The sequence below is a fragment of the Leifsonia sp. YAF41 genome (assembly GCF_052113185.1).
Lineage (GTDB): Bacteria > Actinomycetota > Actinomycetes > Actinomycetales > Microbacteriaceae > Cryobacterium.
This window is the reverse complement of the sequence record NZ_JBFRCS010000001.1, coordinates 174,034-190,521: the sequence shown is the minus strand read 5'-3', so window position 1 is coordinate 190,521 and position 16,488 is coordinate 174,034. Positions and strand designations below refer to the sequence as shown.

Genomic DNA, 16,488 nt, shown 5'->3' with positions numbered 1-16,488 from the left:
TGACTCTTTCGTTACTTGATTTTCACAATTCTGTTTGCGCAAACATCATCCTGTCCCATACTGTGATGGGAACGCAAACATTCTGAAGAAGGAAGCGAGCGAATGACGAAGACGTCGAACGCACGAGGTGACAAGGTGGGTCGCCCATGACTACCGTTCCCCTCGGCACCGGAACGCTGGTACACCCGGCGACCGGTTCCAACCCCAGCACCGAAAGCCTCCTGATCCCGGCATCGCCCGGCGCGCCGGCAGCCCTGAAGAAGCAGCGCCGCAACTGGTCTGGATGGATGTTCGTCGGGCCGTTCATGGCGCTCTTCGCGCTCGTCTTCATTGCACCGCTCGCCTACGCGATCTTCCTCAGCCTCTTCCGCGAGACGCTCGTCGGTGGCAATTCGTTCGTCGGGCTGGAGAACTACGGGATCGCGCTCACCGACCCCAAATTCTGGGATGCCATTCTCCGTGTCTCAATCTTCCTGCTGGTGCAGGTGCCGATCATGTTGCTGCTCGCTCTCTTCGCCGCACTTGCCCTCGACAGCGCGCGCTTGCGTTGGGTGGGTTTCTACCGTCTCTCGATCTTTCTGCCCTATGCGGTCCCTGGCGTCGTCGCGGTGATGATCTGGGGCTATATGTACGGATCACAGTTCGGGCTCATTGCCGACCTGAACCGGTTCTTCGGGCTCGCCCTGCCGTCGCCGATGGCCCCGAACTTCGTGATGGCCGCGATCGGAAACATCGTGACCTGGGAATTCGTCGGCTACAACATGCTCATCTTCTTCTCAGCGCTGAAGGCGATTCCCCAGGATCTCTATGAAGCAGCAGAAATCGATGGTGCCGGAGCGTTCCGCACGATCTTCGCCATCAAGCTGCCGTCCATCCGCGGCGCCCTGATCATTGCGACGGTGTTTTCGGTGATCGGAAGTTTCCAGCTCTTCAACGAACCCTCGATCCTGCAGACGATCGCGCCGAACTCGTTCACGACGTACTTCACTCCGAATATGTACGCGTTCAATCTGTCGTTCGCCGGCTCTCAGTTCAACTACGCGGCAGCGATCGCCATCCTGTCGGGAGTCATCACCATGGTGGTTGCCTACCTTGTTCAGGCCACCGGCGAAAAGAAGGAGAAGCTGGCATGAGCGCCACCCCGAGTGCGGTCCGTTCAAGCCGGGCGCCGAGTCGTCTGGCCAGCGGAAAGGTCGCACCTCGCGACCGAGCCCTGAAGAAGCAGGCCACTCCACGGCACAAGCGCGCGTCCATCACCCTGGGCCTGCTGATGACGGCGATGATGCTCTACTGCCTCGTGCCGATCTGGTGGCTCGTCGTCAACTCGACGAAGACGATGGACTCGCTGTACAACTCGTTCGCGTTCTGGTTCAGCGGCGAGTTCGCTCTGTGGGACAACATCGTTGAGACCCTGACCTACCACGACGGCATCTTCACTCGCTGGTTCCTCAACACGATTCTCTACGTCGTAGTCGGTGCCGGAGGCGCCACTCTGCTCGCCACCTTGGCTGGGTACGGGCTGGCGAAGTACAACTTCCCCGGGCGCCGCTGGGTCTTCGCCGTCATCATCGGTGGCATGGCGATCCCCACCTCGGTGCTGGCCGTGCCACAGTTTCTGCTCTTCAGCAACATCGGCCTCACCAACACACCGTTCTCGGTCATCATCCCCTCGATGGTGAGCGCGTTCGGGCTCTACCTGATCTGGGTCTACGCAGCTGAAGCAATTCCCGACGAGCTGATCGAAGCGGCCCGCCTCGACGGCGCCGGAGAGATCCGCATCTTCTTTTCGATCTCTCTTCGCCAGCTCGCGCCGGCGCTGATCACGGTGTTGATGTTCACCGTGGTCGCGACCTGGAACAACTACTTTCTCCCGTTGATCATGCTGAGCGACCCGCAGTGGTACCCACTCCCGGTCGGCCTCGCTCAGTGGTCAGCGCAGATGAGCGCGATCGGTGGCGAGGCGATCCCGAACCTCGTCATCACCGGTTCACTGCTCACCGTTATTCCGATCTCAGCGGCATTCCTCTATCTGCAGCGTTTCTGGCAGTCGGGATTGACCGCCGGGAGCGTGAAATAGACCGGTTCGTCCGGAGCTACACCCCCAACACCAAGCGAAGGGAATCACAATGGAAAAAATGACAACAAGCCGATGGGCGCGATTTGGCGCCGTCGTCGGCGCCGGCGCGCTCCTCGTCGGAGCACTCTCGGGCTGCAGCGCTGCAGCGGGAGGCTCCAGCGAAGGCTCGACCGACCTCGATGCAGCGGTCACCGTACCCACGAAGCTCACCTGGTGGACCTGGAGCGACAGCACCCAGGACCTCGCGGATGCCTTCACTGCGAAGTACCCGGACATCACGTTCGACGTGGTCAAGCTGGAGAACCCGGATGCCGTGGTCACCAAGCTGCAGAACGCGGTCAAGGCGGGCAAGGGCGCCCCCGACCTCGTGCCGGTTGAGTACCAGACGCTGCCGCAGCTCACCATGGGCAAGGCTCTCGCCGATCTGACGCCGTACGGCCTGGACAGCTACAAGGACGCCTTCACCGCTTCGACCTGGAACTCCGTGAACCTGCAGGACAAGCTCGTCGCCCTGCCAATGGACTCCGGCCCCATGGTCATGATCTACAACAAGGACCTCTACGCGAAGTCGGGCGTCGCCGCGGCTCCGACCACGTGGGACGAGTGGGCTGACGCCAGCGCCAAGATCCACGCCGCAGACCCCGAGGCCTACATCGCAAACAGCGGCGATGCCGGCTTCGTGACCAGCATGATCTGGGCATCCGGCGGCCAGCCGTTCGCCGTCGATGGCGAGAACGTCACGATCAACCTGCAGGACGAGGGCTCCAAGAAGTTCGCGGACTTCTGGAACAGCCGTCTCAGCAACGGCGAACTCTCCCCGGTTGCAACCTGGTCCGACGAGTGGACCAAGGCACTCACCCAGGACAAGCTCGGCACCCTGATGATGGGCTCCTGGATGATCGGCGGCATGGACGACTACGGCACCGCCGGTAAGTGGGCCGTCGCACCGATGCCGTCATGGGATGGCAAGCCCGCCTCCGCCGAAAACGGCGGCAGCGCACTCTCCGTCACCGACCAGAGCAAGAACAAGGCCGCCGCAGCAGCGGTGCTGAAGTACTTCGCCGACGGCGACGGACGCGCGCTCCTGAATGAGAACGGCTTCCCGTCGACAACAGCCGACCTCAGCAACCCGGAGTGGCTGAACAAGCCGTTCCCCGCCTACGGCGGTCAGCCGGCGAACCAGATCGGCGCAGCGTCGTCCGAGTCGGTTGTTCCCGGATGGCAGTACCTGCCCTACCAGGGTTACGCCAACAACGTGTTCTCCGACTCGGTCGGCGCAGCACTCGGCGCCGGAACCGACCTGAACGCAGCATTCGAAGAGTGGCAGAAGACGCTCGTCGAGTACGGCAACACGCAGGGCTTCTCGGTCAACAAGTAGTCAACACGTAACACGTAACACCTGCACCCAATCGCGGGGTGTCTGCCATCGTGGCAGGCACCCCGCGGTCAGTAACACGACAGGACAGCGCATGCCTACCTTCTCCATCGGTGACACCGACTTTCTGCTCGATGGCTCGCCGTATCGCGTGCTTGCCGGCGCACTCCACTACTTTCGCGTGCACCCCGATCAGTGGGCCGACCGCATCCACAAGGCCCGACTGATGGGCCTGAACACCATCGAGACGTACGTGCCGTGGAACGAGCACTCACCCTCCCGCGGCGAGTTCCGCACCGACGGACAGCTCGACCTCGCCCGGTTCCTCGAGCTTGTTCACGCCGAGGGAATGCACGCCATCGTGCGGCCCGGCCCGTACATCTGCGCCGAATGGACCGACGGGGGCCTGCCCGGTTGGCTCACTGCCGATCCGGCGATGGTGCTTCGAACCAGCGACCCGGCCTATCTCGAGGCGGTGTCCGAGTACCTTCGCTCCGTGTACGAGATCGTCGTGCCGCGGCAGGTTCAGCACGGAGGTCCGGTCATCCTCGTGCAGATTGAAAACGAGTACGGCGCTTACGGTTCCGACTCCGACTACCTGCGTGCGCTGACATCCCTGACCAGAGAACAGGGCATCGAAGTACCCCTGACCACTGTCGACCAGCCGACCGACGCGATGCTGTCGCACGGCAGCCTCGACGAATTGCACAGGACCGGATCGTTCGGGTCCCGGGCAACCGAACGGCTCGCCACACTGCGCCGGCACCAGCCGACGGGACCGCTCATGTGTTCCGAATTCTGGTGCGGCTGGTTCGACGCCTGGGGGGCGCCGCACCGCACCACTTCCGCTGCAGATTCAGCGCGCGAGCTCGATGAGCTGCTGGCAGCCGGGGCCTCCGTGAACATCTACATGTTCCACGGCGGCACGAACTTCGGATTCACCTCGGGGGCCGATGACAAGGGCACCTATCGGCCGAACATCACGTCGTATGACTATGACGCCCCTCTCGCCGAGGATGGCACGCCCACCGAGAAGTACTGGCGGTTCCGCGATGTGCTCGCGAAGTACGGCCCGGTTCCGGACGAACGACCCGCCGAGAGGGTCGACGCTCCCGCCTTCACCGTTGCGCTCGACCGAAGCGTGCCGCTCCGCAGCGTGCCGATTGTGGTGGGCACGAGTTTCGAACAGCTTCCGGATGCGCGCCAACTCGGCTCGTCACGCGGCTTTGCGCTTTACTCCACCGAGGTCGCGCACGGAGGCCTGCTCGCCTTCGCCGAGGTGCGCGACCGAGCGCAACTGTTCCTGGACGGCAGCCCCGTCGGCATCCTCAACCGTGACCACCATGATCGGATGATTCCGCTCCCGCCCCAGGCGCAGGGAGAACTCACGCTGTTGGTGGAGTTCATGGGCGGCGTGAATTACGGCCCGCGCATCGGCGAGGCCAAGGGCCTCATCGGTCCGGTGACCCTGGACGGCGAACCGCTCACCGACTGGACGGCGGGCTCGGTCGCACTCGAAGACGGCGGAAGCCTGAATCCCGCGATCCGGGTTGCCCTCGAGGCCTCAGCTGCCGACGCCCCCGGGCCGCTGAGCGGGCCGGCGTTCGCGCGTGGCACGTTCACGCTTGGGGAGACTCACGATCTGCACCTCGACACGCACGGCTGGGGCAAGGGCGTGGTGTGGCTGAACGGATTTAACCTCGGTCGCTACTGGAGCCGCGGACCGCAGCGCACACTCTTCGTACCCGCACCGGTGCTGCGGGAGGGGGCCAATGAGATCGTCGTCTTCGAGACCGCCGGGGCCGCATCTGCCACCGTGCGTTTCGTGGCCCGCCCGAACCTCGGATCCGCCGAGGCCTGACGACATGGAACACCGGTCTGTCCGGCCACTCGGGATGCCCACGGTGGCCTCGATTGAGCAGCGCTCAGCTGGGCCATCCTCAGCCGAGCTGAGCGGGGCTCGGCTGTCCTCAATCAAGCAGTGTTCAGTCTGCGCGCACCTCTCCGGTGCTGTCGCGTACGACGAGCCTGGTCTGCACGAGGATCTTCTGCTTCTCGTCGGGCTCGCCGTCGATGAGGGCGAGCAGCAAAGTTGCGGCCTGGCGGCCGACCTCGTCGAGGTTCTGATGAACGGTGGTGAGCGCCGGCCAGAACTCGGCAGCGCCGTCGACGTCGTCGAATCCGATCACACTGATGTCTTCGGGAACGCGGAGTCCGTGGTCATGGATCGCGTGCATGACTCCGAGCGCCATCTGGTCGTTGGCTGCGAAGACTGCGGTCGGCACGCGGTCGCCGGCGAGCATCTGTCGCCCCAGTTCCAGACCCGATGCGGCCGACCAGTCGCCGGTGAGCACCGGCAGCACGGCGAGCTCGTGCTCGATCATCGCGTGTCGGTACGCCTCGGCGCGTCGCCGGGCAGAGTAGGACGACTCGGGACCGGAGACGTGAACGATGTCGCGGTGGCCGAGTTCGAAGAGGTGCTGCAGTGCAAGGCGCGCACCCTGCTCCTGGTCGGTGTCGACGACCGTGTAGGGCAGGTGTGCATCGGAATCGACGATGACGAGCGGCAGACCGACGGTCATCGAAATCTCGTCAAGCGAGCCGACCTCGGCCGACATGACCAAGATGATGCCGTCGACGGCCTGCTCCTCGAGGCGGCCGAAGGCTCCTGCGACGTCGAGCTGAGTGGGATCAGCGACGGGCAACAGCGTTGTCGTGTATCCGGCGGCTTCGGATGCCTCGGCAACAGCGCTGAGCGTGCGCTCATTGCCGAAGGTCGCGAGGTTGAACGTGACGAACCCAATGCTGCGGAAGCGACCGGCCTTCAGATTTCGAGCGGCGCTGTTCGGGCGGTAGTTGAGCGACTGCATGGCCGCGAGCACACGCTCTCGGGTCGCCGGTCGCACATTGTTCATACCGTTCGCGACACGCGAGACGGTTTGAGCAGAGACCCCGGCTTGAACTGCGACATCGTTGATCGATGCGCGTGCCCGCGGCGCGCTACATCCGGGCGAGGTCGTCGAGTCAATCAGCATGATGACGTAAACACTAGTCGAGCAGACGAATGAAAAGGAACTTTACTATGACAACTTCTCCCGACCTTGGACTCGTGATGCGCGCCGGAGACGTGGCGCTCGTGCTCGACCTCAGCGACGGAGCCCTGCCCACTGTGTTGCACTGGGGCGCCGACATCGGAGCACAGAGCGAGCCGGAGTTCTCCGCGTTGCGAGACACCGGCATCCTGCCGATCGCCGCCAGCGAGATGGATGTCCCGGTGCGGTTGTCGATTCTGCCCGAGCATTCTCGTGGCTGGGACGGCCGCCCGGGCGTCAGCGGTTCCCGCGAAGGAACCTCCTGGTCGCCCCTGTGGGTGACGACTGCCGTCGCACTTGATGGTGTGCGCCTAGGCGCCGAGGAAGGCGCCAACCGCCGAGAGGTCGTCAACACCGGCGCGGGAACGCTCGTCGTGACGGCCGCCGATGCCGCAGCCGAACTGGCACTGATTCTCACAGTCGAACTCAGTGAGGCCGGCATCGTCAAGGTTCAGGCCGTGATCGAGAACCTCGGCGAGCAGATCTACCAACTCGACGACCTGCTGCTCACCCTGCCGACCCCGTCCATCGCCACCGAGGCTCTCGACTTCGCCGGACGTTGGGCCGGTGAACGGGCTCCGCAGCGCCGCGCGATCACTGTCGGCACCCATCGGCGCGAGTCCCGTCGCGGCCGCACCGGCCTGGATGCCGCGATGATCCTCACGGCGGGAGTGGCCGGGTTCGGATTCGCCCAAGGTGAGGTCTGGGGCATCCACACCGGGTGGTCAGGCAATCACGTGCACCAGATCGAGCGCGTGCAGGGCGGCGTTCAACTGCTCGGCGGCGGCGAACTTCTGCTGCCGGGCGAGGTGCGTCTCGCCCGCGGCGAGCGGTATGAAAGCCCCTGGGTCTACGGCATCTACGGCGTCGGGCTCGACGAGTCGGCCAAACGGATGCACCGGCACCTGCGCGCGCGCGCCGGTTACCCTCGCACGCCCCGGCCTGTCACTTTGAACGTCTGGGAGGCGGTGTACTTCGACCATGACGCCGACATCCTGCGTGACCTCGCCGACAAGGCGGCTGAGATCGGCGTTGAGCGTTTCGTTCTCGACGATGGCTGGTTCGGCGGGCGCCGGAACGACCGGGCTGGGCTCGGCGACTGGACGGTCTCACCGGAGGTGTGGCCGAATGGGCTGCACCCGATCGTCGACCACGTGCGTGCTCTCGGCATGCAGTTCGGGCTCTGGTTCGAGCCGGAGATGATCAACGCCGATTCCGATCTGGCCCGGGCGCATCCCGAGTGGATCATGTCCGCGAGCGACCGACTCCCGCCGGAGTCCCGGCACCAGCAGGTTCTGAACCTGGGCATCCCCGAGTGCTATGCCCACATTCGGGATGCCATCTGCGCGATCCTCGATGAATATGAGATCGCTTACATCAAGTGGGATCACAACCGGGATCTCGTCGACGCAGGCAACGGGTCGACGGGGCGAGCCGGGGTACACGAGCAGACCCTCGCGTTCTACCGGCTGGTTGACGAACTCAAGGCCCGTTTTCCGGGTCTTGAAATCGAATCGTGCTCGTCGGGCGGCGGCCGGGTCGATCTGGGTGCGCTCGCCCGCACCGACCGGGTCTGGGTGTCAGACAACAATGATCCGATCGACCGCCAGCAGATGAACCGGTGGACGACCCAGCTTGTGCCACCCGAGTTGATGGGCACCCACATCGCTTCGGCCACCTCACACACGACAGGCCGCACCCACTCGCTCTCGTTCCGTGCCCTGACCGCTGTGTTCGGGCACCTCGGCGTCGAGCTTGACCTGCGTGGCACGAGCGCGGCGGACCTCGCCGAGCTCACGGCCTGGGTGAATCTGCACAAGCAGTACCGGGATGTTCTCCACAACGGTGAATTGGTGCGGCTTGACCACCCCGACGACACCCTCGTCGTTCACGGCGTCGTCGCGAGTGACGGTTCGCAAGCGCTTTATTCGTTTGTCTCGATGGCCCGTGCCGTCGTTTCGAGCCCCGGTCGGGTTCGCCTCCCCGGGCTCGAAGCCGAGAGCCGCTATCGCGTCGAACCGGTGCTGCTCGGGGGCATCCCGAACAGCATGCGCCCGGCGCCGTGGTGGGGACCGATCACGGCGGCCGGCGGCTATTCGGATTACACGCAAGCCACATTCGCCGACGGGCCTCCCCGTGTGGAATTGAGCGGAGCCGTGCTCGCCTCGCTCGGAGTGATGATGCCGGTGATCAACCCTGAGCAGGGGCAGCTGTTCGTCGTGACGCGCGTCTGATTGTCTGCGCGCCGACTCGATCCTCTCTGGCGTAGCCAGAAGACAGTGGATGAGCCGGCGAGGTCCGCTGCAGAGTCCTGCGTCGGGCCTCGCCGGCTGGGCCTGAGCCTGCGCTAGACGTCGTGCAGCAGCCCAGACGCAAACGTCTCTGCTCGTTCGCGCAATGTGGCGATCCGCTTCTCCCGCGCAGCTTCCACGTCGAAACCGATGTACGCCATCCGCGGCGGCTTGCGCACATTTGCCGAGCACTCGAACTCAGCACAGATGAGAGTTCCGACGGTGTTTCCGTTGCGTCCGGCGGCCCCGCCGCGGCGCGCGGTGTAGAGCACGACATCGTTGGGAAGGTGCACGTCTTCGCACCAGGAGCATTGCGGGCGTGAGCGAGCTGAGCCCTCCGCCTGTTTCAGAAGGATGCCGACCAGCTGATCGTCGACGGGAACCACAATGTAGGCGCGGCGGGCATACTTGGGGTCGCACCAGCCGAGATAGTCGATTTTGTTCCAGTCGAGCTGCGCGAAATCAGCCGGCAGACTGAGATCGCTGACCTCTTTTCGAGAGGCGTTGACGAATGACGCCCGGATGGTCTTTTCGTCGAGTGCAAGCATGGTGATTCTCCAATCGTTCAACCCGTGGTCGCTGGCGCCACGGGGATTCCTCGTTCACAACAGCACGCCGGCTCAGCGGTCAAAACGACAGCGACGGCTGTGCCGGGTCTCACCGAAACGGTGAGGGCAGATCAGAACGACGGACTGAGGCCGGAGGACGAGCCGCCGACGACCTCCCAGCACCCGGTGGGCGTCGCGATTGAAGAGATGTTCACGAGACCAGCCTATCTATCTCAGGAGGAGCGGAGCCTCGGGGTGCGCGTCGTGGTGACGTGAAGGAGAAGATTCGCGCAATGATTGTCGTGATCGGGCCACGAGCGCGACTCGGTATTTCGAACAGGACTCTCGGGAGTCCGAGAGTGGGGCATATGCGTTCAACGAAACGGGTTCCGGTCGCCGATGTCGTTGGCGTCGCCACTACGACGGCCCCTGCAACTCCGCCGCCTCCAGCGCGTCGGGGTCCGTTTGCATCGGGATACATCTTCACGCTCGGCGCGATCGGTGCGGTGGCGACCGGCCTCGCGTTGTACGGGCTGAGCTCCTTGCTCTTCACGGTGTTCTTCGCTGCCTTCGCAACGGTCGGCCTTGACCCGCTCGTGCGCTGGTTCGAACGCCGCAGGTTCTCGCGGGGATGGGCCATCGTCACCGTAATCCTGCTCATCGTCGCCGTGCTCGTCACCATCATCTGGGTGGTGCTGCCGGTCGTGGTGAATCAGATCAGCTACTTCGCGACGACCATTCCGCAGGAAGTCGCGGCAATGAAAGACCAGGGCTGGTTCGACCAGGTCAATGAGGCGAGCAATGGGGCATTGAACACGCTCGTGACGTGGGTCTCCACGGAGATCACCGACCCGACGGTCTGGGCGGCGGTCGGATCCGGTCTTCTTGGCTTTGGACTGTCGGTGGTCAACGCCATCACGTCCGGCTTCTTCATCGCCATCCTGACCATCTACTTCATCGTGAGCTACGACTCGACCAAGGCAGCGGCCTACCGGCTCGTCGCCGCCTCCCACCGGGCGTCGTTCATGAACTACTCCGAACGCATCCTCAAGAATTTCGGAAGCTATCTCAGCGGCATGGTCATCCTCGCGTTCTTCAACGCGGTCTACAGCGTCATTCTGCTGGTGGTCACGGGGGTTCCCGGAGCATTCTTGATCGGCATCGCTGCCTTCTTCATCACGCTCATCCCGCTGATTGGAACGGTGCTCACCACCATTGCGATGACGATTCTTGCGTTCATCCACTCGCCGACGTCCGGCATCGTCGTTCTGATCTTCATGCTCATCTACATGCAGGTGGAGGCATATATTCTCACCCCGAAAGTGATGGGCAAGGCGGTCCAAATCCCCGGCTCAGTCGTGCTCATCTCGGCACTCGCCGGATCCACCCTGTTCGGCCTGGCCGGCGCGCTGGTCGCCATCCCGATCTCCGCCGGGATTATCTTAATCATCAAGGAAGTCGTGATGCCCCGCAAACAGCTCGCCTGAGCTCAGCGCGTCCGAGCTCAGCGCGCAGCACCGCCGGCGAAGAAAGCAGGTTTTCCATGGTCACCATCGATCCTCCGGCCGGGTTTCCGTCCGACTCCGGCGCGATCATCGCGGACATGCTGGCTCAGATTCTCGCGTCGGACCCCGATCCGGTGTCGGCTCCCGCGTCCGGTGGTCCGGCATTCGGTCGTTGGGCACAGGATGTCACGGTGACGGGTCGCGGCAACCTGCCCTCCGTGTTTGCGGTCACCGAGCTGGCGACCGCGTCGATCGGCGCTGCCGGTCTCGCTCTCAGCGACCTCGTCGCTGCCGCCACGGGAACCCGCCCGGCCGTCACGGTCGATCGACGATTGGCCTCGATGTGGTTCGCCTCTTCGATTCGGCCCGACGGGTGGCAACCGCCGCCACCCTGGGATGCGATCGCCGGTGACTATCGAACCGTCGACGGTTGGATTCGACTGCACACCAATGCACCGGCGCACCGAGCCGCCGCCCTCCGTGTGCTCGGGGTGCCCGCCGACCGCGAGAAGGTGGCGGATGCGGTGGCCCGATGGACGAAGGATGCCCTGGAAGCTGCGGTAGTCGCTGCCGGTGGCTGCGCAGCGTCCCTGCAGACACTGTCCGAATGGCAGCAGAGTGAGGTCGGCCGTCGGGTCGCGGCCGAACCGCTCATCGCCTGGTCAGGCACCGGCTCTGGAGACGGGGACTCTGCCGGCGCCGGCTGGGGGTCGGCGTCGCCCCGCGCGCCATTCGATGCTTCTCGCCCGTTGGCCGGCATCCGGGTGCTTGATCTGACTCGTGTGCTCGCCGGGCCGATCGCCACCCGCTTTCTCGCCTTGTTCGGCGCCGATGTTCTGCGCATCGACCCGCCATGGTGGGAGGAACCCGGCGTCATTCCCGATGTCATGCTCGGCAAACGCTCGGCGCGCCTCGATCTGCAGAGCGCGGATGATCGCCAACGGCTGCTGGCGCTTCTGGACCACTGCGATGTGTTGGTGCACGGCTATCGGCCGGGCGCCCTGGACAGTGTCGGCCTCGATGCCGCCACCCGGCTCGCCGCCCGACCCGGCCTGATCGAGGTCAGTCTTGATGCGTACGGCTGGTCCAGTGAGTGGACGACCCGGCGCGGCTTCGACAGCCTGGTGCAGATGAGCGCCGGGATCGCGGACGCCGGGATGCGCCAGCTGCACCGTGACAAGCCCACCCCGCTGCCGGTGCAGGCACTCGACCATGCCACCGGCTACCTGATGGCCGCGGCGGCGGTGCGCGGGATCACCCGGCGGCTCCACTCGGAAACGGGTAGCCGGGCCTCGCTGTCGTTGGCGCGCACCGCGCATCTGCTCACCGGCTACGGGATCGTCGGGGTGCAGGAGGCGATCGATCCCGAGCGCTCGAATGACGTCGCGCCTGAGATCGAGCACACCGAGTGGGGGGCCGCGCGGCGCCTCGTGATGCCCCTTCGCGTCGAGGGTATGCGGGCATCTGCGCCGATTCCGGCGCGCAGTCTGGGGTCTGACCAGCCGGAGTGGTGAGGCCTGCGCCGGCCCCTTTCCATCCTCTCCACCCTCTCCACCTTTTCGCCCAGTTCGGTCTGATCCCGACCCAAAGTGAGGAGCGGAGGTGTGTCGGCGGAGTCCCGCCCGCGGAGCAGTCTGCTCTCCACCACCGCGACACACCTCCACTCCTGATTTCGGACCCGCCCAGCTAACTGCTCGAACCCTGGGATTTACGGGCATCACGCTTCGCTAGGATCAGTCGCAGTGGACATCATTGAACCGTGGTCGCTGTATGCGACACCTCGCAACGCCGTGCGGCAGTTTCTGATCGCCTGTCATGGCGCGGGGGAGCAAGCGGGATTCTCTCCTCCATTCCGGCAGAGAAAACTCCCGACGCGCGCACTCGTCTACGTCTCCGAGGGGAGCGGCACCTACACGTCCGCACCTGGCGCACCGAGCGTCCCCATTCAGGCTCCTGCCGTGGTCTGGCTCTTCCCGGGCGTCGAACACGGCTACGGTCCTGACCGAGAGGGCTGGAACGAGCACTGGATATTGTTCGCCGGGGAGTCTTTCGCCGCGTTTGAAGAACTGGGAGTGGGCAACCGTACCCACCCGGTGCTGTCCCTGGAGCGGCCGATTGACGGCGCCGACCTGCTTTTCGCTAAGCTGCGGGCATCCCTGGCGACGGTGGGGGCACGGTCAGAATTGGCGGCTTCACTCGCCACCCAACGCCTCCTGCTCGCCATCGTCGATGCAGTCGATGCGAGCGACGAAGCGACCGATCTTCCCCCCTATCTGAACCAGTTGGCTCAGGATGCCGCGCGCCGACTGGATGTCGCCGACCGAGCACGCCAGGTCGGGATGTCGGTGGGTGTGCTGAGCGCGAGAGTCAAGGCTGCCACCGGGCGCACACTGGGCGACTTCGTGATCGAGGTGCGGATTGCAAAGGCTCAGGCGTTGTTGGCCGAGACGGGGCTCGACATCGGTGTGATTGCCGAGCGCGTCGGCTACGACGATCCGGCCTACTTCTCGCGACTGTTCACCCGTCGAGTCGGCGTCGCGCCAACGGTGTTCCGTCTGCAGCAGGCGCGATCCATTCATACCGAGCTCGACAAGCTGTAGCCGCGACGCTGCCGACGCAGCTTCACCAGCGGGCGAATTGTCCAAGGACCAGGCGACGCCGCCGAAAAGTCCAATGATCACGCCGGATAATCTATGGCGCATAGTCCAAGACTCGCCGATTCTTGATGGATGCTTACCTCCAACGGATACACCCTCGATGACTCTGAGGCGAGACTCGGCCGGCTCGAACCGGTTCCGGAATCCGCCCGCGCCGACAAGGACGCCCTCTGGGAGCTACTGCGCCGCGACGGCTACCTCTACTTGCCGCAGCAGCTCGAGGCTGAACTCGTCAACGACTTTCGCCGCTACTATTTCACCACGTTGGCCGACACCGGAATCATCGCCCCGGGAACGAACCCGGCAGACGGCATCGGCGCCACGACTCGCGCCGATCGTGAGACGGTGCACAACGTTCTCTTCAGCGAGATCGTGCCAGGCGCGCGCTACGAAGCGTTGACGACCCACCCCAAGATCAAGGGTTGGTTCCAGTGGTTTCTCGGCGACGATGTACACCTCCACAAACGCAAGATCATCCGGCACCTGATGCCGGGCGAGACCGGCATCGGCACTGCCACTCAGGCCCACTACGACCTCGTCTATCTTCGCGAGGGGAGCGAACGCGTGCTCTCGATGTGGATTCCGTTGGGGGACTGCCCGCCAGAAATGGGTGGCCTCACCTATCTCGAAGGAAGCCATCACTGGGCGCTCGCCGATGAACGGGAACGCGGACATCGCCGACCCGCCGCGTCGATCACCGCGGATTTGCCAGGGTTGGCCGAGAAGCACGACGCACGGTGGCTTCTGGCCGACTTCACCGCGGGCGACGTCGTCGTGCACTCCTCCTACGTGGTGCATGCCAGCACCGACAACGTCGACCCGGGTGGTCGCATCCGGCTGTCGACCGACATCCGCTACCAGCGTGCGTCAGAGCCGATCGACTGGCGTTGGCAGGAGCACTGGCACGAGGACGACGGCCTGTAGACCACTGGTCGACCGGCGAACATCGAACAACTCCGACAGTTTGGACAGCAATGACGAAGACCTGGACATCGGAGGTCGCCACGTCGACACCGACGATCGAGTTGGCGGGGCGCAGCTATCAGTGGAGCGAACACGCGACCAGTGCGGTGCCGACCAACGACTGGGGTCATCACGGGGTCGTCGTCGACGCCTCGGGTGACGGTTTCATCGCGGCATCTCCCGATGGGCAGGCGTTCGTGCACCTGACCGACACGGATGCACGTCGCGGTGTGATGCTCGGCGTCACGGAGTGCCATGGGATGAGCGTTGACGCGTTCGACGGAGACTATTCGATCTGGGTGGCCGACCACGGCGAGAAATACGGATCACGCGACGGCGGTGAGCGCCGTGAGATCGATCGGCCAGGACAGGTGCTGCGTGTGAGTGCCGAGGGGAGCATCCTCCAGACGCTCGAGGCCGCCACGCTCCCGGAATGGCTCCGAGGCTGGCGGCCGACGGATGTCACCAGTGAGCCGGCGGAGGACGGCGGTCGCGTCTGGGTCGCCGACGGTTATGGCACCAGCTACGTTCACTGTTTTTCCCGTGACGGGGAGGTGGTCTGGAGCGACGACGGCAGCGACAGCGGCACTGCCTTCGATTCTCCCCACGCGATCATCGTCGACACGCGCCGGGACAGTCCTGAGCTGCTAGTCGCCGATCGGGGCAACAAGCGCATCGTCGCCCTCGACCTGGATGGCCGCTTTCTCCGCACGATCGGGCTGGGCGAGCTGTCGAGTCCTTCCGGGTTCGCCATCGACGGGAATCTGCTCTGGGTTACCGAGCTGTTCGGCGCCATCGTCGCATTCGACCCCGACGACCGCGTCGTGGCGCGGCTCGGTGATGGCGCCCCGTCGACAGAAGTCGGTTGGCCGAACACGCTCGCGGGGGATGTCGTCGAGAGAACCCCGATGCCGGCCGGGACATTTCGAAGCCCTCACGGCATCGCCGTCACTCGGTCGGGGGCGATCGCGGTGACGGAGTGGGTGATCGGCGGTCGACTGATCATGCTCAGGCCGTTGGGCGCTCAGTAGCTCGGCGCGCCGCCCACGCCGTGCGGCTACTTCGCACCGTCAAGTCACCGCGCTGCAGAACGCTGTCCGGCCCGTCAACCACCAGAAGGCGATCGAGTGCAGCCAGGTCGTCGGCGGCCAGTTCGTCGGTCAGGCCCGTGCGAACTCGGCTGAGAAAGGCGTGGGCATAGCGACCAGTGATCGGCGGCGCCGGGTTCAGATCGGCGGTGAAGACGCGCCGTTCGATCATCTCGAAGCCTGCGGACGCCAGGTTCACCTGCCAGTCGGGGTGCGCGTTCCAGCCGCGGCGAGCGATGACGTCGTGCAGGCGCGTCTCGAGGCCAGGACGTCCGAACCCCAGGTCGTCGGGGAGCACACGGGGAAACCCATCCATCTCCACGGCCACGAAAAGGCCGCCGGGGTTCAGAGCGGTCAGGATGTCGCGAAGCACCCGATCCACCTCCGCAAAGTGGTGCAGTGACGAAGCGGCCCAGACGAGATCGAACCGGCCCGCCTCGGGCCAGGCGGCGTCGAGATCGGCCTGGACCGTGCTCATCCGTTCGGCCAGCCCCTGCTCGATCGATGACGCCACGAGACGCTCGAGCATGCCCGGCGACACATCGAGGGCGACGATCTCCGCCTCGGCAAAGCGCCGGGCGAGTGCAAGACTCCCGGTTCCGGTACCCGCTCCGACATCGGCGATTCTTCCGGGAGTGCCACTGCCGAGCTGCCCCGCCCAGTCGATCACCTTCGCCAGCTGGGATGCGAGAACTTCGGCGTCGAGATCGAGCATGTCGGCCATGCCCGATTCGTCACCGTGGCTGTGCTCGGTACCGTGCACGTGCTCGGCACTCCGACTGGCACCGTGACTGCGCCGGTCCTGCGTTTGACCGTGCTGATCCTGACCGTGCTGAGACTGACCGTGCGGAGGGTGCTGAGCTGAAGGCGCCATGCCTCCACGCTAACCTCG

General features: G+C 64.8%; 13 protein-coding genes. 10 read left to right on the top strand and 3 right to left on the bottom strand.

Annotated elements, in window-relative coordinates:
* The first annotated feature begins 146 nt into the window (after window positions 1–146).
* The 4 genes from AB4Y63_RS00925 to AB4Y63_RS00910 all read left to right on the top strand — a co-directional run bounded on the left by AB4Y63_RS00925 (window position 147) and on the right by AB4Y63_RS00910 (window position 5,313).
* Window positions 147–1,133, top strand: a complete 987-nt coding sequence (locus tag AB4Y63_RS00925) for a carbohydrate ABC transporter permease (RefSeq protein ID WP_441789148.1) — start codon at window positions 147–149, stop codon at window positions 1,131–1,133.
* On the top strand, window positions 1,130–2,077 hold the full coding sequence (locus tag AB4Y63_RS00920) for a carbohydrate ABC transporter permease (protein ID WP_441789147.1): 948 nt from the start codon (window positions 1,130–1,132) through the stop codon (window positions 2,075–2,077). Before AB4Y63_RS00925 ends, AB4Y63_RS00920 begins: the two co-directional genes overlap by 4 nt.
* A gap of 58 nt (window positions 2,078–2,135) precedes the next feature.
* Complete coding sequence (locus AB4Y63_RS00915) at window positions 2,136–3,455, top strand: ABC transporter substrate-binding protein (RefSeq protein WP_441789146.1); 1,320 nt, start codon at window positions 2,136–2,138, stop codon at window positions 3,453–3,455.
* A gap of 91 nt (window positions 3,456–3,546) precedes the next feature.
* The gene (locus AB4Y63_RS00910) at window positions 3,547–5,313 is read left to right on the top strand and encodes a glycoside hydrolase family 35 protein (protein WP_441789145.1); all 1,767 of its coding nucleotides are present in this window, start codon (window positions 3,547–3,549) and stop codon (window positions 5,311–5,313) included.
* Window positions 5,314–5,437: 124 nt separating this feature from the next.
* Here the strand turns inward: AB4Y63_RS00910 and AB4Y63_RS00905 are convergent, their stop codons facing one another.
* Window positions 5,438–6,487 carry a LacI family DNA-binding transcriptional regulator gene (locus AB4Y63_RS00905; protein WP_441789144.1) on the bottom strand — a complete coding sequence of 350 codons (1,050 nt, stop codon included), beginning with the start codon at window positions 6,485–6,487 and terminating at the stop codon, window positions 5,438–5,440.
* Window positions 6,488–6,534: 47 nt separating this feature from the next.
* Between AB4Y63_RS00905 and AB4Y63_RS00900 the strand changes: the two genes are divergently transcribed.
* Window positions 6,535–8,778 carry an alpha-galactosidase gene (locus AB4Y63_RS00900; RefSeq protein WP_441789143.1) on the top strand — a complete coding sequence of 748 codons (2,244 nt, stop codon included), beginning with the start codon at window positions 6,535–6,537 and terminating at the stop codon, window positions 8,776–8,778.
* A 113-nt stretch (window positions 8,779–8,891) separates the two neighbouring features.
* Here the strand turns inward: AB4Y63_RS00900 and AB4Y63_RS00895 are convergent, their stop codons facing one another.
* On the bottom strand, window positions 8,892–9,383 hold the full coding sequence (locus tag AB4Y63_RS00895; RefSeq protein ID WP_441789142.1) for an FBP domain-containing protein: 492 nt from the start codon (window positions 9,381–9,383) through the stop codon (window positions 8,892–8,894).
* A gap of 368 nt (window positions 9,384–9,751) precedes the next feature.
* Between AB4Y63_RS00895 and AB4Y63_RS00890 the strand changes: the two genes are divergently transcribed.
* From AB4Y63_RS00890 to AB4Y63_RS00870, 5 genes are all read left to right on the top strand, one after another.
* Window positions 9,752–10,870, top strand: coding sequence for an AI-2E family transporter (locus AB4Y63_RS00890; protein WP_441789141.1), 1,119 nt, complete (start codon window positions 9,752–9,754; stop codon window positions 10,868–10,870).
* A 56-nt stretch (window positions 10,871–10,926) separates the two neighbouring features.
* Entirely contained in the window at window positions 10,927–12,402 is a 1,476-nt protein-coding gene (locus AB4Y63_RS00885; RefSeq protein ID WP_441789140.1) for a CoA transferase, read from the top strand.
* Between the two features lie 228 nt (window positions 12,403–12,630).
* Window positions 12,631–13,488 carry a helix-turn-helix domain-containing protein gene (locus AB4Y63_RS00880; protein ID WP_441789139.1) on the top strand — a complete coding sequence of 286 codons (858 nt, stop codon included), beginning with the start codon at window positions 12,631–12,633 and terminating at the stop codon, window positions 13,486–13,488.
* A 129-nt stretch (window positions 13,489–13,617) separates the two neighbouring features.
* Window positions 13,618–14,469, top strand: coding sequence for a phytanoyl-CoA dioxygenase family protein (locus tag AB4Y63_RS00875; RefSeq protein ID WP_441789138.1), 852 nt, complete (start codon window positions 13,618–13,620; stop codon window positions 14,467–14,469).
* Between the two features lie 50 nt (window positions 14,470–14,519).
* Window positions 14,520–15,539 (top strand): hypothetical protein, encoded by a 1,020-nt coding sequence (locus AB4Y63_RS00870; protein WP_441789137.1) that lies wholly within the window; start codon window positions 14,520–14,522, stop codon window positions 15,537–15,539.
* Here the strand turns inward: AB4Y63_RS00870 and AB4Y63_RS00865 are convergent.
* Window positions 15,517–16,470, bottom strand: coding sequence for a class I SAM-dependent methyltransferase (locus AB4Y63_RS00865; protein WP_441789136.1), 954 nt, complete (start codon window positions 16,468–16,470; stop codon window positions 15,517–15,519). The two genes, AB4Y63_RS00870 and AB4Y63_RS00865, sit on opposite strands and share 23 nt — an antisense overlap.
* Between the last annotated feature and the right edge of the window lie 18 nt (window positions 16,471–16,488).